The sequence below is a fragment of the Streptomyces sp. STAM6 genome (assembly GCF_054963715.1).
The window spans coordinates 207,890-230,084 of sequence record NZ_JBUEFZ010000005.1; the positions used below are offsets into that span (position 1 = coordinate 207,890).

22 protein-coding genes and 2 tRNA genes are annotated in these 22,195 nt (G+C 69.8%); 10 read left to right on the plus strand and 14 right to left on the minus strand.

The features are described 5' to 3' along the window. Position 1 precedes the first annotated feature (1 nt). The 5 genes from ACY34K_RS09540 to ACY34K_RS09560 all read left to right on the plus strand — a co-directional run bounded on the left by ACY34K_RS09540 (position 2) and on the right by ACY34K_RS09560 (position 5,327). Entirely contained in the window at positions 2 to 1,162 is a 1,161-nt protein-coding gene (locus ACY34K_RS09540) for an acyl-CoA dehydrogenase family protein (protein ID WP_462745701.1), read from the plus strand. After that, on the plus strand, positions 1,159 to 1,554 hold the full coding sequence (locus ACY34K_RS09545) for a MaoC family dehydratase (protein ID WP_462745702.1): 396 nt from the start codon (positions 1,159 to 1,161) through the stop codon (positions 1,552 to 1,554). Before ACY34K_RS09540 ends, ACY34K_RS09545 begins: the two co-directional genes overlap by 4 nt. Then, entirely contained in the window at positions 1,551 to 2,717 is a 1,167-nt protein-coding gene (locus ACY34K_RS09550) for a lipid-transfer protein (RefSeq protein ID WP_462745703.1), read from the plus strand. The genes ACY34K_RS09545 and ACY34K_RS09550 overlap by 4 nt, the downstream gene beginning before the upstream one ends. Positions 2,718 to 2,898: 181 nt before the next feature. After that, positions 2,899 to 3,459 carry a SigE family RNA polymerase sigma factor gene (locus ACY34K_RS09555; protein WP_462745704.1) on the plus strand — a complete coding sequence of 187 codons (561 nt, stop codon included), beginning with the start codon at positions 2,899 to 2,901 and terminating at the stop codon, positions 3,457 to 3,459. A gap of 215 nt (positions 3,460 to 3,674) precedes the next feature. Next, positions 3,675 to 5,327: a long-chain fatty acid--CoA ligase gene (locus ACY34K_RS09560; protein WP_462745705.1), complete on the plus strand. Its 1,653-nt coding sequence runs from the start codon at positions 3,675 to 3,677 to the stop codon at positions 5,325 to 5,327. A 58-nt stretch (positions 5,328 to 5,385) separates the two neighbouring features. Here the strand turns inward: ACY34K_RS09560 and ACY34K_RS09565 are convergent, their stop codons facing one another. After that, a complete protein-coding gene (locus ACY34K_RS09565; protein ID WP_462745706.1) occupies positions 5,386 to 9,513 on the minus strand; it encodes a PAS domain-containing protein in 4,128 nt (1,375 codons plus the stop codon). 177 nt (positions 9,514 to 9,690) lie between these two features. Beyond that, positions 9,691 to 10,149 carry an SSI family serine proteinase inhibitor gene (locus ACY34K_RS09570; RefSeq protein ID WP_462745708.1) on the minus strand — a complete coding sequence of 153 codons (459 nt, stop codon included), beginning with the start codon at positions 10,147 to 10,149 and terminating at the stop codon, positions 9,691 to 9,693. A gap of 200 nt (positions 10,150 to 10,349) precedes the next feature. On the opposite strand from ACY34K_RS09570, the gene ACY34K_RS09575 reads away from it, so the two are divergent. Together ACY34K_RS09575 and ACY34K_RS09580 are read left to right on the plus strand one after the other, a co-directional pair. Beyond that, a tRNA-Ser gene (locus ACY34K_RS09575) sits at positions 10,350 to 10,440 on the plus strand. A gap of 250 nt (positions 10,441 to 10,690) precedes the next feature. Next, a tRNA-Arg gene (locus ACY34K_RS09580) sits at positions 10,691 to 10,763 on the plus strand. Positions 10,764 to 10,843: 80 nt separating this feature from the next. Here the strand turns inward: ACY34K_RS09580 and ACY34K_RS09585 are convergent. From ACY34K_RS09585 to ACY34K_RS09635, 11 genes are all read right to left on the minus strand, one after another. Further along, positions 10,844 to 12,070 (minus strand): site-specific integrase, encoded by a 1,227-nt coding sequence (locus ACY34K_RS09585; protein WP_462745709.1) that lies wholly within the window; start codon positions 12,068 to 12,070, stop codon positions 10,844 to 10,846. Then, positions 12,067 to 12,273 carry an excisionase family DNA-binding protein gene (locus ACY34K_RS09590; RefSeq protein ID WP_462745710.1) on the minus strand — a complete coding sequence of 69 codons (207 nt, stop codon included), beginning with the start codon at positions 12,271 to 12,273 and terminating at the stop codon, positions 12,067 to 12,069. The genes ACY34K_RS09585 and ACY34K_RS09590 overlap by 4 nt, the downstream gene beginning before the upstream one ends. Beyond that, positions 12,270 to 13,649, minus strand: a complete 1,380-nt coding sequence (repSA, locus tag ACY34K_RS09595; protein WP_462745711.1) for a replication initiator protein RepSA — start codon at positions 13,647 to 13,649, stop codon at positions 12,270 to 12,272. The genes ACY34K_RS09590 and repSA overlap by 4 nt, the downstream gene beginning before the upstream one ends. A 195-nt stretch (positions 13,650 to 13,844) precedes the next feature. Beyond that, complete coding sequence (locus ACY34K_RS09600; protein ID WP_462745712.1) at positions 13,845 to 14,156, minus strand: SpdD-like protein; 312 nt, start codon at positions 14,154 to 14,156, stop codon at positions 13,845 to 13,847. A 25-nt stretch (positions 14,157 to 14,181) separates the two neighbouring features. Further along, positions 14,182 to 14,337 (minus strand): hypothetical protein, encoded by a 156-nt coding sequence (locus ACY34K_RS09605; protein ID WP_462745713.1) that lies wholly within the window; start codon positions 14,335 to 14,337, stop codon positions 14,182 to 14,184. Positions 14,338 to 14,352: 15 nt separating this feature from the next. Then, on the minus strand, positions 14,353 to 14,547 hold the full coding sequence (locus ACY34K_RS09610; RefSeq protein WP_462745714.1) for a mobile element transfer protein: 195 nt from the start codon (positions 14,545 to 14,547) through the stop codon (positions 14,353 to 14,355). A gap of 1 nt (position 14,548) precedes the next feature. Next, positions 14,549 to 14,743, minus strand: coding sequence for a hypothetical protein (locus tag ACY34K_RS09615; protein WP_462745715.1), 195 nt, complete (start codon positions 14,741 to 14,743; stop codon positions 14,549 to 14,551). After that, the gene (locus tag ACY34K_RS09620) at positions 14,733 to 15,419 is read right to left on the minus strand and encodes a DUF2637 domain-containing protein (RefSeq protein WP_462745716.1); all 687 of its coding nucleotides are present in this window, start codon (positions 15,417 to 15,419) and stop codon (positions 14,733 to 14,735) included. Before ACY34K_RS09620 ends, ACY34K_RS09615 begins: the two co-directional genes overlap by 11 nt. Positions 15,420 to 15,503: 84 nt before the next feature. Next, a complete protein-coding gene (locus ACY34K_RS09625; protein ID WP_462745717.1) occupies positions 15,504 to 16,862 on the minus strand; it encodes an FtsK/SpoIIIE domain-containing protein in 1,359 nt (452 codons plus the stop codon). A gap of 2 nt (positions 16,863 to 16,864) precedes the next feature. Further along, entirely contained in the window at positions 16,865 to 17,209 is a 345-nt protein-coding gene (locus ACY34K_RS09630) for an SCO3933 family regulatory protein (protein ID WP_462745718.1), read from the minus strand. A gap of 137 nt (positions 17,210 to 17,346) precedes the next feature. Further along, a complete protein-coding gene (locus ACY34K_RS09635; RefSeq protein WP_462745719.1) occupies positions 17,347 to 18,126 on the minus strand; it encodes a GntR family transcriptional regulator in 780 nt (259 codons plus the stop codon). A gap of 18 nt (positions 18,127 to 18,144) precedes the next feature. On the opposite strand from ACY34K_RS09635, the gene ACY34K_RS09640 reads away from it, so the two are divergent. From ACY34K_RS09640 to ACY34K_RS09650, 3 genes are all read left to right on the plus strand, one after another. Then, positions 18,145 to 18,612 carry an NUDIX hydrolase gene (locus ACY34K_RS09640; protein WP_462745720.1) on the plus strand — a complete coding sequence of 156 codons (468 nt, stop codon included), beginning with the start codon at positions 18,145 to 18,147 and terminating at the stop codon, positions 18,610 to 18,612. Positions 18,613 to 19,157: 545 nt separating this feature from the next. Then, a complete protein-coding gene (locus tag ACY34K_RS09645) occupies positions 19,158 to 20,657 on the plus strand; it encodes a reverse transcriptase domain-containing protein (RefSeq protein ID WP_462745721.1) in 1,500 nt (499 codons plus the stop codon). A gap of 137 nt (positions 20,658 to 20,794) precedes the next feature. Then, positions 20,795 to 21,229, plus strand: a complete 435-nt coding sequence (locus ACY34K_RS09650) for a hypothetical protein (protein ID WP_462745722.1) — start codon at positions 20,795 to 20,797, stop codon at positions 21,227 to 21,229. 93 nt (positions 21,230 to 21,322) lie between these two features. Here ACY34K_RS09650 and ACY34K_RS09655 read toward each other — a convergent pair whose 3' ends face one another. Then, positions 21,323 to 22,123 carry a hypothetical protein gene (locus tag ACY34K_RS09655; RefSeq protein WP_462745723.1) on the minus strand — a complete coding sequence of 267 codons (801 nt, stop codon included), beginning with the start codon at positions 22,121 to 22,123 and terminating at the stop codon, positions 21,323 to 21,325. Positions 22,124 to 22,195 lie beyond the last annotated feature (72 nt).

Below are 22,195 nucleotides of genomic sequence, written 5' to 3' on the forward strand. Positions count from 1 at the left end.
CATGGACTTCACACCCACGGAGGAACAGTCAGCGGCCTGGGACCTGGCCGGGCGGATCTTCGGTGACCTCGCCACGCACGAACGGCTCACGGCCGCCGGCACCGGCACGGACGCCGAGCTGTGGAAGGCGCTCTGCGCGGCCGGCCTTCCCGGGGCGGTCGAGGACACCGGGCTGCTCGGTCTGGTGCTGCTGGCCGAGGAGCAGGGACGGACGACGGCCCAGGTGCCGTTCACCGCGAGCTGTGTGTACGGGCTCCTCGCCGTGGCCCGGCACGGTACGCCGGAACAGCGCGCCCGGCTGCTGCCCGGCCTCCGGGCCGGTACGACGGTGGTGACCGGGGCTTTTCCGGCCGCCGGACATGTCCGGGCGGAGGCAGCCGGTGACGACGGCGCTCCGCACCGGCCCACCGGGGACGTCCGGCTCAGCGGGACCGTCGACTGGGTGCCCTGGCTCCGGGACGCCACCCACGTCCTCGTACCGGACCAGACCCGGACGCTCCGGCTGGTGCCCACCGCCGGTCTGCCCGTGGTCGCCGTCGAGCTGACCGCCCCCTGGGCCGCCGGCCGGCTCGTGCTCGACGGCGCTCCCGGCGAGCGGCTGGGTGCCGGCGGTGCGTACGAGGACGTGCTGGCGGCGGCCCGGATCGCGTTCGCCGGGCTCCAGGCAGGGGTCTGCGCCGGCTCGCTGGCCAGGGCCGTCGCGTACACCTCCGTGCGGGAGCAGTTCGGGCGCCCGCTCTCCGCCCGCCAGGCGGTGCTGCTCCGGGCCGCCGACGCCCACATGGACACCGAGGCGATCAGGGTCACGGCCTACGAGGCGGCGTGGCGGTACGACCAGGGCATGCCGGCCGCCGAACACGCCCTCGTCACGGCATGGTGGGCGTCGGAGGCGGGGAAGCGGGTCGTCCACGCCGGACAGCATCTGCACGGCGGTCTGGGGGCCGACCTCGACCACCCCGTACACCGGCACTTCCTGTGGGGCCGGCAGCTCGACGCGTATCTCGGCTGCGGCACCGAAATCCTCGCCGAACTCGGCGATCTGATCGGCGAGGACCTGATGGGCCGGGACCTGACCGGCGGCCAGGACCTGACGGACCGGGACTTGACCGGTGGCCAGGACCTGTCCGGCCGGCGTCCGACCGGACAAGGAGAGCCGTCATGACGCCGGGTGACGAACTGCCACCGTTGCGGATCCCGATCACCCGCACCCTGATCGTGGCCGGTGCCGTGGCCTCCCGGGACTACCAGGACGTGCACCACGACGCCGAGCTCGCCCGCGAGAAGGGCTCCCCCGACATCTTCATGAACATCCTGACGACCAACGGCCTGGTAGGCCGGTACATCACCGATCACTTCGGCCCGCGTGCCCGCCTGCGCAAGGTCGCGATCCGGCTCGGCGCGCCCAACTACCCGGGCGACACCATGACGCTGACGGGAACGGTCACCGCGGTGGACGGCACCACGGCCCACGTGCGCGTGACCGGCGCCAACGGCCTCGGCCACCACGTCACCGGCACCGTGACGGTGACCGTCCCCGCGGAGGATCCGGCATGAGCATCCGCAGGGCCGACACCCTCGGTGGGCGGGCCGCGATCGCCGGCATCGGCGCGACCGAGTTCTCCAAGGACTCCGGCCGCAGCGAACTCGAGCTCGCCGTCGAGGCGGTGCGGGCGGCTCTCGACGACGCCGGGCTCAGCCCCGACGACGTCGACGGGCTGGTCACCTTCACCATGGACACCAGCCCCGAGATCACCGTCGCCCAGGCGGCCGGCATCGGCGAGCTGTCGTTCTTCTCCCGTATCCACTACGGCGGCGGAGCCGCCTGTGCCACCGTCCAGCAGGCGGCCCTCGCCGTCGCCACCGGAGTCGCCGACGTCGTCGTCTGCTACCGGGCCTTCAACGAGCGCTCCGGCCGCCGCTTCGGTTCCGGGGTGCAGCACCGCGAGCCGTCCGCCGAAGGCGCCGCGCTCGGCTGGCAGCTCCCCTTCGGACTGCTCACGCCCGCCTCCTGGGTGGCGATGGCGGCCCAGCGCTACCTCCACACCTACGGCCTGACCCCCGAGGCCTTCGGTCATGTCGCCGTCACCGACCGCCGGTACGCGGCCAGCAACCCGGCCGCCCACTTCCACGGCAGGCCGATCACCCTCGCCGACCACGCGGCCTCCCGCTGGATCGTCGAACCGCTGCGGCTCCTCGACTGCTGCCAGGAGACCGACGGCGGACAGGCGCTCGTCGTGACCTCCGCGGAGCGTGCCCGGGACCTGCCCCGCCCGCCGGCCGTGATCGCCGCCGCCGCGCAGGGCGCCGGCCGCCGCCAGGAGGCGATGACCAGCTTCTACCGCGACGATCTCACCGGACTGCCCGAGACGGGCGTGGTCGCCCGGCAGCTGTGGCGCGGCTCCGGGCTGGCCCCGGCCGACATCGACGTGGGCATCCTCTACGACCACTTCACCCCGTTCGTGCTGATGCAGCTGGAGGAGTTCGGCTTCTGCGCGCCGGGTGAGGCGGCCGACTTCGTGGCCGCCGGCGCCCTTCCGCTCAACACCCACGGAGGGCAGCTCGGCGAGGCGTACCTCCACGGGATGAACGGCATCGCGGAAGCCGTCCGCCAGGTACGCGGCACCTCCGTGAACCAGGTGCCGGGGGCGGCGCGGACCCTGGTCACGGCGGGGTCGGGCGTCCCCACCTCGGGATTGATCCTCACCGCCGACGGCTGAACCGGGCCCCGCCCCGGGCCCGGGCCCGTCCACCCGGGGCCGCTCCCAGGACCCTGACGCCGGTACCGTGCGCCTCCACCGAAAGGAGGTGGGGCCGGCCCGGCCCCTACAACCTGAGGCGGACTCGGGTTCGGGACCTGGGGGCGATCCGGTGACGTGGGCCCGCTCCTAGCGTGGACCTATGACCGCGACTACTGGGCCCGTCTGCACCAGCGCCTCCACGGCCGCCACGGTGACCACCGGCGCCGGCTACCCGTCGTTCTCCTCGTACGTACGGGCCCGGGGCCCGGTGCTGCTGCGCACCGCCCGGTCACTCACCGCGAACCCGTGCGACGCGGAGGACCTGCTGCAGACCGCCCTGGCCAAGACGTACGTCGCCTGGGAGCGCATCGAGGACCACCGCGCGCTCGACGGCTATGTCCGCCGGGCGCTGCTGAACACCCGCACCTCGCAGTGGCGCAAGCGCAAGGTCGACGAGTTCTCCTGCGAGGAGCTGCCGGAGCCGCTCGGGCTGCCCGAACCCGACCCGGCCGAGCAGCAGGCGCTGCACGACGCGATGTGGCGCGCGGTCATGCGGCTGCCCGACCGCCAGCGCGCGATGGTGGTCCTCCGTTATTACGAGGACCTCAGCGAGGCCCAGACGGCCGAGGTGCTGGGCGTCTCCGTCGGCACGGTCAAGAGCGCCGTCTCCCGGGCGCTCGGCAAGCTCCGCGACGACCCGGAGCTCGCTCCCGTCCGGTGACCCCGGCAAGGCGGTCCGTCAATCGGTGACCGGACCGGTGACGCGTCCGGTAATCGGTCGGACGGCGTGTGTGGTGGCCGGTCCGGGTGGCGATCCGGTGGCGGGTCGAGCGAATCGATGCGAGCGGATGTAATCCCGGGTAGTGACATACCGCTTGGTATGTGCGCAGAATCTGCACACCCTTACTGCCACGTAGCGCCCACCGGGAGGACGCCGTGCTGAGCACCATGCAGGACGTACCGCTGACCGTGACCCGCATCCTGAAGCACGGGATGACTATCCATGGATCGTCGCAGGTCACGACGTGGACCGGGGAGAGCGAGCCGCACCGCCGCAGTTACCGCGAGATCGGTGAGAGGGCCGCCCGGCTGGCGCACGCCCTCCGCGACGACCTCGGCGTCACCGGCGACGAGCGCGTGGCGACCCTCATGTGGAACAACGCCGAGCATGTGGAGGCGTACTTCGCCATCCCCAGCATGGGCGCGGTCCTGCACACCCTGAATCTGCGGCTACCCGCCGAACAACTGGTCTTCATCGTCAACCACGCCGCCGACCGCGTGGTCATCGTCAACGGCTCGCTGCTGCCGCTGCTCGCACCGCTGCTCCCCCACCTGCCGACGGTCGAGCACGTCGTGGTCTCCGGCCCCGGCGACCGCTCGCTGCTGGAGGGCGCCCAGGCGCAGGTGCACGAGTACGAGGAGCTGCTGGCGGGGAAGCCGGACACCTATGACTGGCCGGATCTGGCGGAGAACACCGCCGCGGCCATGTGCTACACCTCCGGCACCACCGGTGACCCGAAGGGCATCGTCTACTCGCACCGTTCGATCTACCTGCACTCCATGCAGGTCAACATGGCGGAGTCGATGGGCCTGACGGACGCGGACACCAGCCTCGTCGTGGTTCCGCAGTTCCATGTGAACGCCTGGGGCCTGCCGCACGCCACGCTGATGTCCGGCGTGAACATGCTGATGCCGGACCGCTTCCTGCAGCCCGCCCCGCTCGCCGAGATGATCGAGAGCGAGCGCCCCACGCACGCCGCGGCCGTCCCCACCATCTGGCAGGGCCTGCTCGCCGAGCTCACGGCGAAGCCGCGTGACGTCAGCTCGCTCACCCAGGTCACCATCGGCGGCGCCGCCTGTCCGCCGTCGCTGATGAAGGCCTTCGACGAGCTCGGCATGCGGGTCTGCCACGCCTGGGGCATGACGGAGACGTCGCCGCTCGGCACGATCGCCAGGCCGCCCGCCCACGCCGTGGGCACCGAGGCGGAGTTCGGCTACCGGATCACCCAGGGCCGCTTCCCCGTGGGCGTCGAGGCCCGGCTGACCGGCCCCGGCGGCGACATCCTGCCCTGGGACGGCGAGTCGGCGGGCGAGCTGGAGGTGCGCGGCCCGTGGATCGCGGGCGCGTACTACGGCGGAGCGGCGGGCGAACCCCTCCGGCCCGAGGACAAGTTCACCCCCGACGGCTGGCTGAAGACCGGCGACGTCGGCGTGATCAGCCCGGACGGCTTCCTCACCCTCACCGACCGCGCCAAGGACGTCATCAAGTCGGGCGGTGAGTGGATTTCCAGCGTCGAGCTGGAGAACGCCCTGATGGCACACCCGGAGGTCGCCGAGGCGGCCGTCGTCGCCGTCCCCGACGAGAAGTGGGGCGAGCGCCCGCTCGCCACCGTCGTCCTCAAGGAGGGCGCGACCGCCGACTACGAGGCGCTGCGCGCGTTCCTCGGCGAGTCGATCGCCAAGTGGCAGCTCCCCGAGAGGTGGGCGGTCGTCCCGGCCGTGCCGAAGACCAGCGTGGGCAAGTTCGACAAGAAGGTGATCCGCCGGCAGTACGGCGACGGCGAGCTGGAGGTCACGCGGCTCTCGTAGGCCGCGGCCTTCTCCCGCACCACGGCAGGGTGCCCGGCGGTCGCCGGGCACCCTGCCGTCAGTTCGTACCGATCTTCGCGAGCAGGTCCACGATCCGCGACTGCACCTCGGCGCTCGTCGACCGCTCCGCAAGGAACAGCACCGTCTCACCGGACGACAGCTTGGGCAGCTCCTCCTGGTTGAGGCTCGCCGAGGTGTAGACGACCAGCGGAGTCCGGTTCAGCCGGCCGTTCGCCCGCAGCCAGTCGATGATCCCGGCGCGCCGGCGGCGCACCTGCATGAGGTCCATGACGACCAGGTTCGGGCGCATCTGAGCGGCCAGCGTGACCGCCTCGCTGTCCGTCGCCGCCCGCGCGACCTGCATACCGCGCCGCTCCAGCGTCGCCGTCAGCGCGAGCGCGATCTCCTCCTGCTCCTCGATGAGCAGCACCCGGGAAGGGTGCTGCTCACTGTCCCGGGGGGCCAGCGCCTTCAGCAGTACGGCGGGGTCGGCGCCGTACGCCGCCTCGCGCGTCGCCTGCCCGAGTCCGGCCGCCAGCAGCACCGGCACCTCGGCGGCGACCGCCGCCTGCCGCAGCGACTGCAGCGCCGTGCGCGTGATGGGGCCGGTCAGCGGGTCCACGAACAGCGCGGCCGGGAAGGCGGCGATCTGCGCGTCGACCTCCTCGCGGGAGTGGACGATCACCGGGCGGTAGCCGCGGTCGCTCAGCGCCTGCTGTGTGGAGACGTCCGGCGCGGGCCAGACCAGCAGCCGGCGCGGGTTGTCCAGCGGCTCCGGGGGCAGCTCGTCGTCGACGGGACGGGGCGGTGGCTGGTTGGCCACCTCGACCGCGCCGCCCGGGCCGTCCAGCGGCTCCGGCCCCTCGGCCGCGTCCTCGTCCGGCGCCCCTATGGCGTAGGCCCGGCCCTCCGACTGCGGGGACAGGAGGGGCTGCGGCTGCGGCGGCACGGGCTGGGCCTGCGGGTGGGGCCGGGCGGCGGCGGTCTCCGCCGCGGGGACACGCTCACCGTCCGGGGGCGTCGCCAGCTTGCGGCGCCGCCCGGAACCCGACACGGCCGGCTGCGCCTGGCCGTTCACGACAGGGACGCCGCCCGGCTGACCGGCTTGCTGGCCGATCTGCTGGGCGAAGGGCACGCCCTGGCCGAGGGTCCGCACGCTGAACGCGCGCCCCTGCGAGGTGGTGGACGGGTCCTGCCCCTCCACCGCGGTCGGCTGCGGGGCGGCCGGAGCCTGCGCGGCCGGTGCCCGGGTGACGGGCGCCTGTGGGGCGGGTGCCTGGGGGGCCGCCGGCCGCGGCGCGGCTGCGTGTGACGCCGGTGCCTGTGACCCCGGGGCCTCGGCGGGCAGCGGCTGCGCGGCGGGGTGCGGCGGCCGGGACGCGGGCGCCGCGGCGGCCGGCACCGGCGCGGACACGGCGGCCGGGTCCTGGGCGGCCACCACTTCGGGGGGCAGCGGTACGGAGCCGGAGCCGGTGTTCGTCGCGGCACCGGCCGGAGCGGCACCGCCCGTCGCGAGGCCGTTGGGCACGGCGCCGTCGGGCATGGCGCCGTTCGGCATGGCGCCGCTGGGCACGGCGCCGGCCGGAGGCACGGATCCGGTGGCCGCGGCACCGCCGTCCTTGACGGCCCGGCGGCGGCCCGTCGGGGCCGGCACAGGGTGCGGCTGCGGCGGCGTGTGGTCGTCGGCCGGCTCCGTCCGTACGGCGTCGTGGCGCCCCGCGTCGTCGGGGCGGCGATCCGCGTCGGCGGGCGGCAGGGCGAAGGCCGTGCGCGGGGCCTCGGCCGGAGCGGTCCGCTCCTGCGCGTTCGCGAGCGCCCGGCGGGCCCGGCGCCCGGTCGGCTCGGGCTGCGGCGGACCCGGCTCGACAACGGCCGGGGCATCGGAGGCCTGTGTGGCGGCGGGCGCCTGCGCGGCGGCGGGTGCCGGTGCTACGGCGTGTGCCTGTGCGGCGGGTGCCTGTGCGGCGGCGGGCGCCGGGCCCACCGGTGCCGAGCCTGCGGGTGCCGCGTCGGCGGACGGCGCCGCGGGCAGCGCCGGAAGCGCGCCTTCGGCACTCCGCCGCGCCCGGCGCCCCGCGGCCGGGACGGGCACCGCGTCGGCCGGGACGCCCTGCGGCGGCACCGTGTTCCCGAGGGCCGCGCGGCCCTGTGCGCTTTCGGCGGCCGTCACGACCGCACCCTCGGCCGGGCTCGGCCGGCCGCGCCGCCGCCCGGTGCCCGTCCCCGCGCCGACGGGCTCGCCGCCGGTGTCCTGCGCCGGGATGCGCTGCGCTGCGGTGTCGTCGGCGGTACGCGCGCGCCGCCGCCCGGTCGGCTCGGCGGCCACCGGGTCCTCCGCCCGGACCGGGCTCTCCAGGAAGGCGTCCGTCGAGGCGCGCCGCGCTCGCCGCCGCCCGCCACCGGACGTCCCGCCGCCCGAAGTGTCACCGGCCTGCTGAGCGGGCACCGCGACGGCGGCCGGGCCGGCCCCCGCGGCGGCGGGACCGGCGGCTGCCTGCTCCGGGGCAGCCGGTCCCAACGCCGCCGGGCCCGTGGGCGTCTCCGGCCGCGCCGCGGGCGGCTGCACCGTGCCCGCGCCTTCACCGAGCGGTACCTCCAGGACGTACGCGCTGCCGCTCGTCCCGGGCACCTCGTGCGTCTGCAGCACACCGCCGTGCGCCCGGACGATCCCGCGCACGATCGGCTCGTGCACCGGGTCACCCCCGGCGAACGGCCCGCGCACCTCGATGCGTACGACGTCACCGCGCTGGGCCGCGGCCACCACGATCGTCGAGTCGACGTACCCGGCGCCCGGGACGACCCGGGCCTTGCCGGTCGAGTCGACCCCGGCGACATCGGCGATCAGATGCGCGAGGGCGGTCGACAGCCGGACACCGTCCACCTCGGCCTCTATCGGCGGGGCGTGCACCGCGAACTGCACCCGGCCGGGTCCGATCAGCTCCACCGCGCCCTCGACACCGGCCGCGACGACCCCGTCGAGCAGCACGTTCTCCTTGGCCAGCCGCTCGGTGCCGACGTCGAGCCGCTGGAATCCCAGGACGTTGTCGACGAGCGTCGTCATGCGGGCGTACCCGGCCGCCAGATGGTGCAGCACCTGGTTCGCCTCGGGCCACAGCTGCCCCGCCGGGTCGGAGGCCAGCGTGCTCAGCTCGGCGCGCAGCTCCTCCAGCGGACCCCGCAGCGAGTCGCCCAGCACGGCGGTCAGCTGCGCGTGCCGGGCGGCGAGCTCCGCGAACCGCTCCTCGCGCTCGGCGTGCCGCTCCTCGTGCTTCTCGACCTCGACGGAGTGCCGCTCGCTCCAGTCGGCCAGCTCGGCGGCGTGCCGCTCCTCGATCTCGGCGAGCTCCGCCTCGTGCTTCTTCACCAGCTCCTCGTACGGGCGCCGGTCGGTGAACGTCATCACCGCCCCGACGAGCTGGTCCCCGTCCCGCACCGGCGCGGTCGTCAGATCGACCGGCACCGGGGAACCGTCCTTGGCCCACACGACCTGCCCGCGCACCCGGTGCTTGCGCCCCGACCGCAGGGTGTCCGCCAGCGGCGACTCGTCGTACGGGAAGGGCTCCCCGTCCGCCCGGGAGTGCAGCATCAGGGCGTGCAGCTCCTTGCCGCCCAGGTCGCTGGCGCGCCAGCCCAGTATCTGCGCGGCGGCCGGGTTGACCAGGACGACGCGTCCCTCGGTGTCCGTGCCGACGACGCCTTCGGCCGCGGCGCGCAGGATCATCTCGGTCTGGCGCTGGGAGCGGGCCAGTTCGGCCTCGGTGTCCAGGGTCCCGGACAGATCGCGCACCACGAGCATCAGCAGCTCGTCGCCGGTGTAGGTGTTTCCGCCCGTTCCGTACGAGTCGTACGCCTCGCGCCCGTCCTCCAGGCTCGCGCTGGTCACCTCGACCGGGAACTCGCCGCCGTCGGTCCTGCGGGCGATCATCCGGGTGGGTTTGGTGCGTCCGCGCTCGTCGGCGGCCTCGGGTCGGCGCATGGAACCAGGGATCAGCCGGGAGTCGAAGGCGGGCAGCAGATCGAGCAGACCGCGCCCGACGAGCGCCGTCCCCGGCGTCTCGAACATCTCCAGGGCGATGGTGTTGGCGTTGACGACGGTGCCGTTGCAATTGACGAGTACGAGCCCGTCCGGCAGCGCGTCGAGTATGGCTGCGAGGCGAGCAGCGCCTCGGGATGGCCTGCTGCTCACGACGACGCTTCCTCCCACTGACCTACTGCCACTTGCGGACGGCCGACCCCATCCTGCCCCTCGGGCCGAGGCCTGTCACTGAAGGGAGTCTAAAGGCAGGCAATGCGGGTGGGGCGGCGGATGCGGGGGAGCTCTCACCAAGGTTGTGTGCGCGCGGCGTACGCCTCCGGCACTTTTTCACCGCCATGAGCCGGCCTTGGGCAGCACATACCTGAGGTTGTCCCAGCGGGAGATCTCGCAGCCGTTGGTCCGGTTGAAGTGGGCGTCGACGTTCCGCCCCTGCCAGGTGCCCGTGACGCGCGCGGTGGCGTCGCCGCCGTGGATGTGGGTGCACATCTGGTCCTTGCCGACGGGTACGAACGGGTCCTTCCCTTCCCGGGCCAGCTCGGCCAGCCGGTCGCAGGCGGCCTGGGCCTTCGGGTGGGTGCCGCTCGCCCGGGTGCCGCACTCCAGGTCGAACGTTCCGTCGCCCTGGGGGGTCCCGGAGCCTTCCACGGTCACGGTCAGCCGGTCGGGCCCCGCCAGCAGCGGCAGCGGCAGCGGCGCGGGCCCCCCGGCCGCGGCGACGGGAGCGGTGGCGCCGAGCGCGGCGAGGGACGCGGCGGTGGCGGCGGTGAGGACGAGACGGCGCAGCATACGAACTCCTGGGGTACGGATCCGTGGGGACGCCCGGGGCATCCCCAACCTCTCTAACGCTGCACCGCCCCCGGCGTTGCGCAACCGGAGAGGCTTTGCCCTGCGGCCCGCCCGCCTAGTACCGTGGGGAGCGATTGGTGACACCCCCTGTGGCTGTGTCATCATCTGCACGCACCACTCGCGCCCGCGCGGGTGTACCTGGAGGCGTCGCCTAGTCCGGTCTATGGCGCCGCACTGCTAATGCGGTTTGGGTCTTAAAGCCCATCGAGGGTTCAAATCCCTCCGCCTCCGCAGAACCGAAGCCCCGGCCCCACGGCCGGGGCTTCGGCCGTTCCCGGGGGCCGTCCGGATGTCGTTCCCGACCCCGCCCCGGGGACACGTGTTCCCGTCCCGGGCAGGGCCACGGCAAGCGCGGCGATCTTCGTCGGGCGGTGTTTGTGCAGGTCAGAGGCGGTTTGCTTAATGGATTTCGCGTGACGGCGCAGGTCATGTAATGTTGTTCCCGCAACGCCGACCGGGCAGAAAAGCCCGGGAAGCACAAGCACTCGTAGCTTAACGGATAGAGCATCTGACTACGGATCAGAAGGTTGCAGGTTCGAATCCTGCCGAGTGCACAGCAGGCCAGAGGCCCCGGGCGATGAGTCCGGGGCCTCTGGTGTTTGGGCCGTACAGCAGCGAAGTACAGCAACCGCCCTCAGCCGGTGCCGCCCATCGCTTCGGACAGCTTTCCGATTGCCTTCCTGACCTCTTCCTCACTGGCTTCGGCGTAGACCTCCATCGTCATCGCGATCTGCGAGTGGCGGAGGATGCGCTGCGCCACCTTCGGGTGGACCTTGAGGGCGACCAGGAGCGAGCTGCAGGTGTGCCGGGTGTTCCGCAGCGGGATCACTCGAAGGCCGGCACGGTGGGCGCGCAGGGCGAACATCCGGGTGAGGTTCCCTGGCTCGATCGGGGTTCCGTACTTCGTGGTGAAGATCAGGTCGTGACTGTCCTGCCAGAGGTCCCCCGCGGCTTTCCGGTCGCCGAGCTGCCGGGCCCGGCGCATCCGTAGGGCCTTGAGGCAGAGCGCCGGCAGGGGCAGGAAGTCGTCCGAGTCCTCGGTCTTGGTCTCGCGGTGGAGGAGCTGGCGCCCGGCGCGCTGGATCTGGTGATCCACGTACAGCTCGCCGGTCTCGAAGTCGACGGACTTCCACGTCAGGCCCAGGACCTCACCCCGGCGGAGCCCGAGGCACAGCACGAGCACCCAGGCTGCGAAGAGATGGTCATCGCGGGCGGCGGCGTCGGTGAGGAACCGGCCCGCTTCAGCGACAGACCACGGCTTGATCCGGCGGCGGCGCGGCTTGGGGACCTTCACCAGGGAGGCGACGTTCTTACTGATCTCCTCCTCTGCGACCGCATGGGTGAGAGCGGCCCGCAGCGCGTCCCGGGAACCCTGGATCACGCGCCGGGACGGGAAGGATTCGCAGCAGTCGCCAAGCGCGCAGCACTTTCGGAGGTTGGGAGCCCGTTTGGCGTCCTTGCCCTGGGCGCAGCACTGGCAGGCGGTTGCCAGCTTGGTTAGCCACTCGCGCACGTCTCGGACGGTGAGCTTGTCCAGCCGCTTAGCGCCGAGGTGCGGGGCGATGTAGAGCCGGACGTACCCCTCGTACGACACGTACGAGAGCGGGGCGAGGTTGGGCTTAACGATCGAGTCGAGCCAGTACGAGAGGAAGGCGGCGACCGTCCGATGTCGAGTGGCGACGGGCCCCTTCTTCGCCTCCGCGTGGAGGTTCAGCCACTTCTCGTGGACCTCCTCGCGGGTCTTGCCGTAGGCGTACTTCCGGGCCCGCGTGCCGTCGGGCTTGGTGACCCACACATATGCGGCGTAACCGTTCTTGTACGGGTAGATGGAGCCCTCACCGTTGCCGCGCTTGCTGCTCATGCCGCCTGCCCTTCCGCGTCAGCGGTGACGTGCTGGACGTACTCGTCGACCCAGGCCGGGAGGATGCGGCGGTTGCGGCCGACCTTCACGGAGCGGATCTCCCCGGTGAGCACGAGCATCTTGGTCTTGGACAGCCCGAAGCCGAGCATCTCGGCGACTTCGGCGACGGTGTGCCACTTCCGCTCGATCACGGTGGTGGTCATGCGGTGACTCCTTCCAGGGCGAGTTGGTCTTGCAGGGCTTCACGGGCGGTTTCGCGGTTGAGCTGGATGTCGCGGGCGATGCTGGCGGCGAGTGCGGATTCGCCGGGAGTGTGGCCGTGTCCGGCGTACTGCCAGGAGGCGAGGACGAGCACGGTGTCCGGGTCGCCGAGCGCGCTTTGCTCCTGGGCGGCGCGGTAGTCGGCGCGGATCTGGCGGAGAGCGCCGAGGGTGGTGGAGTAGCGGCGGGACTTGGTGGAGAAGTGGCCGCGGAAGCCGAGCATGTGCGCCCAGGCCGCGAGCTTGCGGTCGGGGTAGAGCGGGGCCAGGTCAAGGCATGCCTCGATGAGCCGCCGGGGGTGATCGGGCACGTCGAGAAGGTCGAGGACTTCCCGATTCCCGATGCGGCGGTCGAGGCTGCCGGTCGACTCAGCCGCTTTGGTGGCGTACTTGGCGACGTAGGAGGCGACCGCCTGCTCGGTGATGTCGGAGCCGTCGTCGAAGGCGCGGACGGGCCGGATGTCGAGCTGTTGGCCCCAGCGGAAAGGCCGGCACGGCTGGTCACCGGCGGCCGGGACCGTGATCGACGTGTACGAGTGCGCGACCGCAGCGCGGATCGAGTCGGTGAGCCGGTCAACGGTGGCCCAGGCGGGCGGCGGGGAGTCGGGGCCGTCCGGTCCGTCAAGGCGAATCACTGCGTGGAAGTGGATCGCTCCGCGCTTCTGGAACTCGGCGACCTTGCCGTACGAGACCCGGAGCACGTCTTTGAGTTCGCGCTGCGAGAGCCCGGAACGGGCGGCGAGTTCACGGCGCAGCCGTTTGGCGAAGCGGTCCCAGAGTTGTCCAGCGTGGTTGTTGAAGAGCACTGTCCCGGCGTAGTCGTACTTGTCCGGGTCGAGCGCGGTGCCGAGGGCCGGATCGTCCTCGGCGTGGCGAGCACCGCAACGGCAGGCACCACGGTCGGGCCGGTTGTGGACTGGGCCGAACGAGGGCGCGGTCAGGGTGACGAAGACACGCGGGTGGTCGCGCACGGAGGCGGGGATGTCCTTGGATTCGTCCCCGGCGAGCCCTGCCCGGATCAGGTGGTAGGTGTCCCCGGCGTAGGTGTAGGCGCAGGACGGACAGCGGGAGGCGCGGCGGTTGCCGCAGGCGACGCGGAGCCGTCCGTCCGGTTCGGTGTCGGTCGAGTAGCGGCGCAGAGTCTCGCCGCTCACGCGGTCTTTGGCGAGGGTCCAGCCGGTCAGGTGGATCGGGTCGGAACAGCCACCGGTGCGGCGTACCTGGTCCTGCCAGCGGTCGAAGCCGGGGGATCCGGCCACCCTCAGGATGTCCTCCAGGGTGGTCGGGTCCAGGCCCGCCGGAGTGGCGGTGTCGCTCACGCGCTCACCCCGGTGAGGGCGGGGAGCGTGCAGCGGGCGGGGCGGGTGGGGAAGCCGTCGCAGTTCGAGCAGACCCGCGCTGGGGCGGTGATGCGGTCGGTCATGATGGGTGTTCCTTCCGGATCAGTTGGTTCGGGCAGGGGCACGGCTCCCGGGGCGGGCAAGACTTGGCGGTTGAGACCGCCCCGGGGCCGGTCAGCGGCGCTTGGTCTCGGCGGTGAGCAGGGAGCGGAGCACGACGGCGCAGACCGCGACCGAGGCGGCGGTGACGGCGACCGCGAGGAGCATCGAGATCAGGACGGCGCCGACGAGGAGCACGACGGCGGCACCGCCGCCTACGAGAGCGACCAGGGCACCGGGGGTGAGCTGCACCGATTGCCGGGCCGGCGCCGTCGGGGCGACAGGAGCCGGGGCCGGGGCGTGCTGGACGATGGCGGTCGGCTCGACGGTGGGCGGGGTGGCGATGCCGGTCGGTGTCGGCATGGTGGGGATTTTCGGGCGGAACATGGAGTGATCTCCCATCTGTGGAGCTCTACTTGACGGCGGTGTCGATGGCGGGGGCGAGCAGGCTGTCGGTGAGGAGGTAGCCGCCGAGGAGGAGCACGGCGACGAGCCACCAGGGCGGGCGGATGAGCTTGATGCCGAGGGCGCCGACGACGATCAGGGCGAGCCAGAGGGGAACATCCATGGCAGTGATCTCCGATCAGTCCGCGATGCGGCAGCGGTGGGTACGTGCGGCGAGTTGGGCGGCCGACTGGCTGGAGTAGTCGGCGGACCAGCCGCAGCGGTCGTTGGTGCACACGGCGGCGTGCTTGGTCCGGCCGTTCCGGTCACGGTGGGTGCCGATCTGCACGGGTCCGATCCGCATGACGGAGTGGAAGTGGTCGCGGGCGGGCATGTCAGTCGCTCTCCGTTCGGCTGGTCGTCGGGTCGGGGTAGGCGGCGCGGATACCGGCGGCGGTGGCCGGGTCGGTGGTGCGCTGGGCGGCTTCCTCGGCGAGCAGGTGGGCGAGGTAGGGCCGGTCAGCGGCGGTCATCTCGCGGGCGCCGTCGAGGTAGTCGGCGGCGGTCAGGTCGGCCGGATCACGGGTCACGGGCTTTCTCCCTTCCAGGTCGGGCGAGTTGAGCGGCGATGGCGTTGGCCATCGGGGCCGGGACGCCGAGGCGGGCGCGCAGGGTGTCGGTGTCGATCGGGGTGCCGGTGCGGGAGTGGTAGTCGTCGGCGACCTTGCGGGCGTGGTCGACCAGCGCGGCCGGGACCGGCGGAGCCAGGGCGGTTGTGGGATCGGCCGGGGGCAGGGCCGGGGCAGGCTCCGGCTCGGTGACGGGCACCGCTTCAGCCACGGGTGAGGGTTCGGCGGGCACTACTTCGACCGGCTCCAGCTCGGTCTCGGGCTCACGGTCGGCCGCGGCCGGTGAGTGAGCGAGCAGCGTGCCGCCTAGGAAGGCGAGCGCGGGCCATCCGGCGATGCCGAAGCGCAGCCAGGCGGGCGGGTGAGCCAGGTCGAGGAATCCGGCGGTGGCGACGTTCGCGCCGAGCGAGGCGACCAGGGCGATCAGGAACCAGCACCAGGCGAGCCGTGACGGGCCGTCGTTGCGCAGTCGTCGCCAGGCGGCGACCAGGAGCAGGTCGACCGAAACGGGGTAGGCCCATGCCTTCCATCCGGTCTGTCCGGCAGCGGCGGCGAGGTCGTGCAGGTGGGCGAAGGACAGGGCCCCGGCGATCACCGCTTGCACAAGGACGGCGTCGATGCGCAGCTTGCGGGTCATGTCTTCACCTCCTTTGCAGGGCGTTTTGGCATGGCTGGGGTAGGGACCTGGCGCGAGGAGGTCGCGCCGACCGGGTGCGGGGGATCAGGCGGAGGCAGGTGCCTCGGTCGGGGCCGGGATCTTGACCAGCGAGACCGTGGGCGGCAGCTCAGGGCGGAAGGCGGCGAGCGCGGGCAGGTCCGGGGTGCGGTGGGCGTGCCGGTTGCAGGCGTTCACGGCCTGGCGCATTGAGGTGTGCGGGGTGCGGATGCGGGCCCAGCCGCCGGAGGAGTCGGCGGTGACGGCGAGGCCGGGTGCCTCAGTGGGGATGTTGATCGCGGCCAGTACGGCATCCGGGGCGACATCGCCGAACGCCATGTTGGCGGAGGATTCGTCGTTGACGCGGTGCGCTGTACGACCGGTGAGCTGGGCGCGGAGCATCGTAATGCCCTTGCCGAGTTCGGAGCCGAAGCGCTGCCCGCAGATCTCCAGATAGATGCCGGCGGCGCGGCCAAGCTGGGCGAGACGGGCGAGCGCGGTGATGATGCGGTCCCGCCGCTTCTCCTCGTCCTTGGTTGCGAACAGGGCGAGTTCGGCGACCTCGTCCACGAGCAGGACGATCGGAGTCGGGCGCAGGCGGTCGGGCAAGTCCCAGATGTCGGCCGCGATCTCAGCGTCCGGTACGTCTGCGGTGATGCGCTGTTCAGCGCGGATCAGTTGGTAGATGCCCTCCATGTGCGTGACGAGTGCGTCGAGGAGTTCGGCGGCGGTGTCGGGGTTGTCCGCCAGGGCGGAGAACCGGCGTGCCAGCGGGAAGAGCTCCACACCTTGCTTGCAGTCGATGCCGACCAAGGCGACGTCCTGCGTGGCGAGTCCGGCGACCAGATTGCGCTGGTAGACGGACTTGCCGGACTTCGTGGCGCCGACGGTCAGGGCGTGCGGGGTGGTGCGGTAGTCGCGGTAGTGAACCGTACCGTCCTCGCGCAGGGCGACCGGGACCCGCATCGGGGCAGTGTCGACCTTGGCGGGCATCTGCACCCGGGCGAGGACGTTGTAGCCGGTCATCCGTAGCTCGACCACGCCGGAGCGGATCTCACGCGAGGTGACGCCGTACATCGCGAACGAGTGCCGAAGCCGGTCACAGGAGGCCGCCACATCGAAGGCGTCCTGACCGGGGCGGAGTCCTAGCCGTAACACCAGACCGGTCCGAGTCGGGCGGAGCCTCAGGATGCGCGGCGCACGCGGCTGGGGAGCCGGGCGATTGGCCATCCGGGCGACGGCGAGTCGCCAGCGCGGCGGCGGGACGGTGAGCCCGCAGGCGTCCATGACCGAGCCGTAGCGGACCAGGACGCGCAGCATGGCGAAGGTGACCCCGAAGGTCAGCCAGTACCAGGCGGGGCGCCGCCACCGCAGAAGGCCCGCGGTGACGACGACCAGCGCCAGGAGTGCGGCCAGCCACGACATGATCAGGCCGCCTTGGGCTTTGTGGCACCGGCCGTCAGGGACGTGACGGCGACGGCGCGGAAGGCGATCCCGTGACGACCGTCCCGCTCCCAAGGCCGGGCGATCAGGCCGGTGAGGGCGACCGGGGTGCCCATCGTCAGATCACCCGAGATGCCGGTCTCGGGAACGGTCACGGGCAGGAGTTCCACGGTGTCGTTGGCCGCGAACATCACGCTCACGGTCATGAGGTTTCCGCCAGTCTCGGCGTCGGTCGCGACCTCACCGGTGCGGCGATCCTTGATCTTCGGCTGCGGGGGCTGGGCCACCATCACGGAGGCGGCGGAGGTGTCGACGGGGATCTGACGCACTAGATCACTCCTCTAGAAGTGCTGGACTCCGTCACTCATGTATATGAGTGACATGAAGAAGAGTGCCTGACTCATGTACATGAGTCAACCCGCCGCGACGAAGAAATCGCGGCGGGTTGTGAGGAGTTGAGTGGGCGTCAGTCCGATGCTGGGATGCGGTACTCGAAAACGAACTGGTCGGCGGCCATAAGCGTGTCGCAGACCTCCACCACGCGGCCCTCTTCGGTGACCGCGTTCCGAAGCAGGTGAACGACCGGTGCCCCGGGGCTCAGCGCCAGTTCGGACGCTTCAGCTTTCACGGCCGGGCGCGCTGTCAGCGTCTCGATGAACTCGGCGAAGGTGTGGCCGGTGTCTTCCAGACGGGCGTAGATGCCGCCGGGTCCAGGGTTCTCAGAGAACAGTTCGGGGATGTCCTTGACCACGTCCCACGGCAGGTACGACGTGGCGGTCTCGACTGGGACGCCGTTGCGGAAGTAGAGGCGACGCCGGGCGAGCACTTGAGTGCCGGCAGGAACGTCGAGCCGTTCGGCGATCTCCTTGGGGGCCTCCATCGGGCCGATGTAGAGGACGCTCACCTTGGCCGTCGCACCGGACTGGGCCGACTCGGCGAGGTAGGCGGCCTTGCCACCGCGGCGGTGCGATGCCCGAAAGCGATCCGAAGAGCGCAGCCGCACGGGCGGCCGGTCCTTCACAATCGATCCCTTGCCGTGGCGCGTGTCCACGAGCCCACTGGCCCGGACCTCCACCATGGCCTTGCGGATCGTCCCGCCGGAAACGCCATAGCGTTCCACCAGCTCAGACTCACTCGGCACCAGGTCACCAGGCTTGAGGACACCGGCCCGGATCTGCTGAACGATCTCCTCGGCGATCTGAACGTACCGAGGTACGGCCCTCCCACCTCCTACGGCTGTTCCCATAGTCCTTCTCACTCTCCTATGCTCCTGTACATGAGTAACAGCGCCCGGGAGACCCAGTCAACGCCACTGCACTCCGTGTCCGTCGCGGGCGCAGTCGTGCGCGAGGACGGGCGACTCCTGGCGATCCGCCGTGCGGACAACGGAAGGTGGGAGCTGCCGGGCGGAGTCCTTGAACTCACCGAGGCACCGGAGGAGGGCGTAGCCCGCGAGGTCTGGGAAGAGACCGGGATCCGGGTTGAGGTGGACGAGCTGACCGGCGTCTACAAGAACACGACGCGAGGCATCGTTGCCCTGGTGTTCCGGTGCAAGCCGTCAGGCGGCGTTGAGCGAACCTCGGTCGAGTCGACGGCAGTTGCCTGGCTCACGCCCGACGAGGTTGCCGAGCGGATGGCCGAGGTCTACGCGGTCCGGCTGCTTGATGCGCTGGACGAGGACGGGCCTCATGTCCGAAGCCATGACGGCAAGCGCCTGATCCAGGCGCGGTGAAAGTTTCTCTACTTCATCAAGGCGCGCTACGCGCGCTACTGGCTGGCTGAGGCCGAGGGGATGAGCACTCGTAGACACGGGGACGCGTCTGTGTTCCCGGCCTCCTGAACTGCAAAGGCAGTCAGATCAGAGATCTGAGGTGCCGCGCCAAGGCGCGGCGGCGCCGGTCGGCCGCCGCCGCGCTGCCCCCTCCATGTCTCCGCCACCGGGGGCCCCGCGTCGTCGTCCGCCCGCGCCCACAAAGGGGGCGAAATACCAGGCCGGGGCTGGGGCCGGTCGGCTCCACGGCTTTAGCCACCTCCCCGATCCGGGTCCCGCGCCGAGCAAGACCAGGGGGCCACTCGTGCTCATTACGGGCAGGGTCCAAAGCCTGCCCGAGTTGCCAACCAGCGTACGGCCCCCTGATCATGCTCGGCCCCAAACCGGGCAGGCCACCGGCCAAACCCGCTCCGCCGACCTCGTGGCGTCCTGTAAAAACCGGTGACGGGCCCCCTCTGCCCTGACATCATGATTCAGCATCCCTATGAACGGCAGGCGGCGGAACCGTGGCAGACAAAGATCTCCAGTTGAACATCCCCAAAGCGGTAAAGGCCGTGCTGGCGAAGCCACTTGACCGTCTGCCGAATCTTGTTACCGATCGATCCCTGGCGAACTCACAGGCGACCCTGGCAGGTCTCACAGAAATTGCGCTACTACCAAGTACCAACATTTCGGTAGAGACCATCACTATGCCGAAGAAGAAGTTTGGCCACAGGCCCATCGTTATTCCAGACGTGGCAGCCAGATGCTTGTATGTCGCGCTAGTTGACTCCATCGAAAAGCAGCTAGAGCCGGACAGTCGAAGCGAGGGGAATTGGGGTGCCTACGCAAGATTCGCCGAAGAGTCGCCGACTGACTACGTAGTCGACATCGACATCGCCGCATGCTACGAATTTATCGATCACCAGATTCTGTATCGAGAACTACTCATGCGCACGATGGACCACGGCAAGGCCGACGCGGTGCATTCTTTCCTCAAGCGATGTTCCTTCAACGGGCGAGGCCTTCCACAACTTTCGACCCCAAGCGACCGGCTGGCCGACCTCTACTTGAGTGTGCTGGAACGTCAACTATTGCGCCATAAGCTTCCCGTTATGCGCTATGCGGATGATTTTCGCATCAGAGCCGATAACTGGGAAATGGCCAACGAGGTGATCGAGTACGCAGCCGAGTACGCACGCGAGCTGGGGCTCATTCTGTCATCCGACAAGACAGTGATCATACGGGCAGACGTGCACAGGGCACGAGTCAAGACAAAAAGTGCCCTTGAGAAAAGGTACTTCGACAGCGCTAAAGCCCGGCTTACGCTTACTCAACTGGTGCAGCGGGATTACGACGACGTCGAAGTTATCGAAATTCCACCAGACGACGAGAAGGCACTAAAGGAGTCCATGCGGCGCATCATCGCCGATTGGAAGGCCTCCAGCATAGGCCGTCAGCCAGACATGGAAACCTACAAGGCGGCAGAGCTCCGCCGCATGCTGCCACTTGCTATCACGGCGCTACAGAAAGACGAGCAGCGCATCGATTCGGAGGTCTTCACAAATCTAGTCTTCAGGGAGCCGGTGCGATTGGAGCGAGTGTGCAAGTACATCCTCAACCGCATGGACTCTTTTCCTGAGACAGAGCAGAACTGGTCTCTCGTGCGGCAGATAATCGCAGCCGGCAGGATCGGACCATGGGGTCGCATTTGGCTCCTACATGTGGCCGGACGACTTCCGCGCGGTAGCTCCGTAGACTGCGATTGGGTTCTCAATTGGGCGAAAGCCCAGTGCAGCGATCGCCATGAAATAGTAAGAGCGGAAGCTGCATGGACATCAGCCAAGTTCGGGGTGCTGACTGATGACATGACCGTTGAACTCTTGAAAGAGTGTACAGGAATCTCGGAGCACGCGATCGCGGCGGCAATGGGCCGCCAAGGAAGCCTTAACTCCTCACTTACAAAAGCAGTAACTAGTGCAAGAGCCCTGAATAAGGAAGCATTCGCCTGGGGTGAGCTGAATTGAATGCGTGGCAACTTACCGAAAGCGGCGAGGGGGTCCTGCGTCGAATCAGCATGCTAGGCACAACACCATACGCTGACTCAGATCAAGACAGCATTCGCGCTGCAGTGGTTTCGTGCGCCACCCTGGTCGAAGCGCATGTGGACAAGGTCCTTAAAAGCCTGTTCACAAGCGATGCCGCCATGTCTTTCCCGCTAGCTCGCGTGTTGCATTCAGAGGTAGAGGACTCGATTTACAGGACATGGGAGGCTAGGCGCAAATGGCTATCCAGCGCCTTCGGCATTAATGTAGCCGGTGACCGAGCTGCACAAGATTTTGATGCCGTCATCTCCCTTAGGAATAGCATTGTCCACGGCGATGGCCGTCTCACCGATTTGCAAATCAGCAAGTTCAAGGATCTGTTTCGACTGAAGGAGCAGTACGCTCGGGTTCTGGCCGCGAGGGTTAACGGAAGGATCATTTCCCTGTCACCTGAGGTGGCGGTTAAGTCGGCCACAGTGTCGCGAGATTTCGTGCTCTATTTCGATAAGGTGCTGATTGATAAGTTTCCAATTCTCACGGTTCGTGCCTCTTGACGATCCGAAGAACGTACGGCTCGGAGACATATCATGGAAGGCGCTCGCAGAGCAGTTCAGTTCAAGCTGCAGCTAAGTGGCGGGGCTCCCCGCTCACACGATCTTGCGAAAGCGGGACCATCCGGCGTCAGGGGCCCATGCAAAGCCATCCCCGCTGGTCCACGTACTCATTGCCCAAAGATGCGTGATGTCGTCCGGCAGTACGGGGGACGTCGTCGGGAGCGGTCCACCTGCTCTCATCAGCGGGTCGAAAGCATCGAAGGGCGCCGTCGTGAACCCTGGGATGAGCAAGAACAGGTGCCTCTCATCAGCACCCGAGCGGCGCAACTTCCCGAGGTTGTCAGCTTGATGTGGCTCAGCTAGCCAGCGACTCACCCAATGAGCAAAGGCGTCACCCGTATCGGCAATCCAGCCGCCGGCTCTCTCTTCAGGCAGGCTTACGGTGCAGTAGATGCTGCCGGCGAAGTCAGTGCCAGCGGACTGGTACGCAGAAACGACGCCTAGCTCTTCCGCTCGGTCGACGAGGTCATCAGTTGGTCCGTACACCTCGCTCAGTGCCCGAACCTGAAGCTGTTCCAACTCGGCAAGCAGCGGCGGTAGCTGGGCGCGCACCCTCTTCGCTCGGGCAGTCGGCAGCAGTTGAACGATCCACCCGCCAGCCAGACTGCCATCAATCCAGCGACCACCGCGGGTCATGGCCTTCCACAGTTCGATCAATTCCGCATCTGCGGCAGCAGTGACTTCCATGGCTGCGAATCTCTGTCCGTCTCGCAGTAGATCAAGGTCATGCATCCCCGGGTGGCTGCCGTCGTCGTGAGCGAGGATCACGACACCGGGCAGCGCTGCCCGAAGACAGGCACTCACCCACTGCTCCTCCACCCGAATCCGTTGCATACGACGACTATGCCGAACAGGATAGGGTCGCCGCGGCATTTTACGAGGCGAGCTAGATTCGTTAGAGCTTCT

What these genes read in the sequence shown, in the direction of transcription:
- ACY34K_RS09540 (WP_462745701.1), top strand. Translation starts at nt 2, where the DNA reads ATGGACTTCACACCCACGGAGGAACAGTCAGCGGCCTGGGACCTGGCC.
- ACY34K_RS09545 (WP_462745702.1), top strand. Translation starts at nt 1,159, where the DNA reads ATGACGCCGGGTGACGAACTGCCACCGTTGCGGATCCCGATCACCCGC.
- ACY34K_RS09550 (WP_462745703.1), top strand. Translation starts at nt 1,551, where the DNA reads ATGAGCATCCGCAGGGCCGACACCCTCGGTGGGCGGGCCGCGATCGCC.
- ACY34K_RS09555 (WP_462745704.1), top strand. Translation starts at nt 2,899, where the DNA reads ATGACCGCGACTACTGGGCCCGTCTGCACCAGCGCCTCCACGGCCGCC.
- ACY34K_RS09570 (WP_462745708.1), bottom strand. Translation starts at nt 10,149, where the DNA reads ATGCTGCGCCGTCTCGTCCTCACCGCCGCCACCGCCGCGTCCCTCGCC.
- ACY34K_RS09585 (WP_462745709.1), bottom strand. Translation starts at nt 12,070, where the DNA reads ATGAGCAGCAAGCGCGGCAACGGTGAGGGCTCCATCTACCCGTACAAG.
- ACY34K_RS09590 (WP_462745710.1), bottom strand. Translation starts at nt 12,273, where the DNA reads ATGACCACCACCGTGATCGAGCGGAAGTGGCACACCGTCGCCGAAGTC.
- ACY34K_RS09600 (WP_462745712.1), bottom strand. Translation starts at nt 14,156, where the DNA reads ATGTTCCGCCCGAAAATCCCCACCATGCCGACACCGACCGGCATCGCC.
- ACY34K_RS09605 (WP_462745713.1), bottom strand. Translation starts at nt 14,337, where the DNA reads ATGGATGTTCCCCTCTGGCTCGCCCTGATCGTCGTCGGCGCCCTCGGC.
- ACY34K_RS09610 (WP_462745714.1), bottom strand. Translation starts at nt 14,547, where the DNA reads ATGCCCGCCCGCGACCACTTCCACTCCGTCATGCGGATCGGACCCGTG.
- ACY34K_RS09620 (WP_462745716.1), bottom strand. Translation starts at nt 15,419, where the DNA reads ATGACCCGCAAGCTGCGCATCGACGCCGTCCTTGTGCAAGCGGTGATC.
- ACY34K_RS09625 (WP_462745717.1), bottom strand. Translation starts at nt 16,862, where the DNA reads ATGTCGTGGCTGGCCGCACTCCTGGCGCTGGTCGTCGTCACCGCGGGC.
- ACY34K_RS09635 (WP_462745719.1), bottom strand. Translation starts at nt 18,126, where the DNA reads ATGGGAACAGCCGTAGGAGGTGGGAGGGCCGTACCTCGGTACGTTCAG.
- ACY34K_RS09640 (WP_462745720.1), top strand. Translation starts at nt 18,145, where the DNA reads ATGCTCCTGTACATGAGTAACAGCGCCCGGGAGACCCAGTCAACGCCA.
- ACY34K_RS09655 (WP_462745723.1), bottom strand. Translation starts at nt 22,123, where the DNA reads ATGCAACGGATTCGGGTGGAGGAGCAGTGGGTGAGTGCCTGTCTTCGG.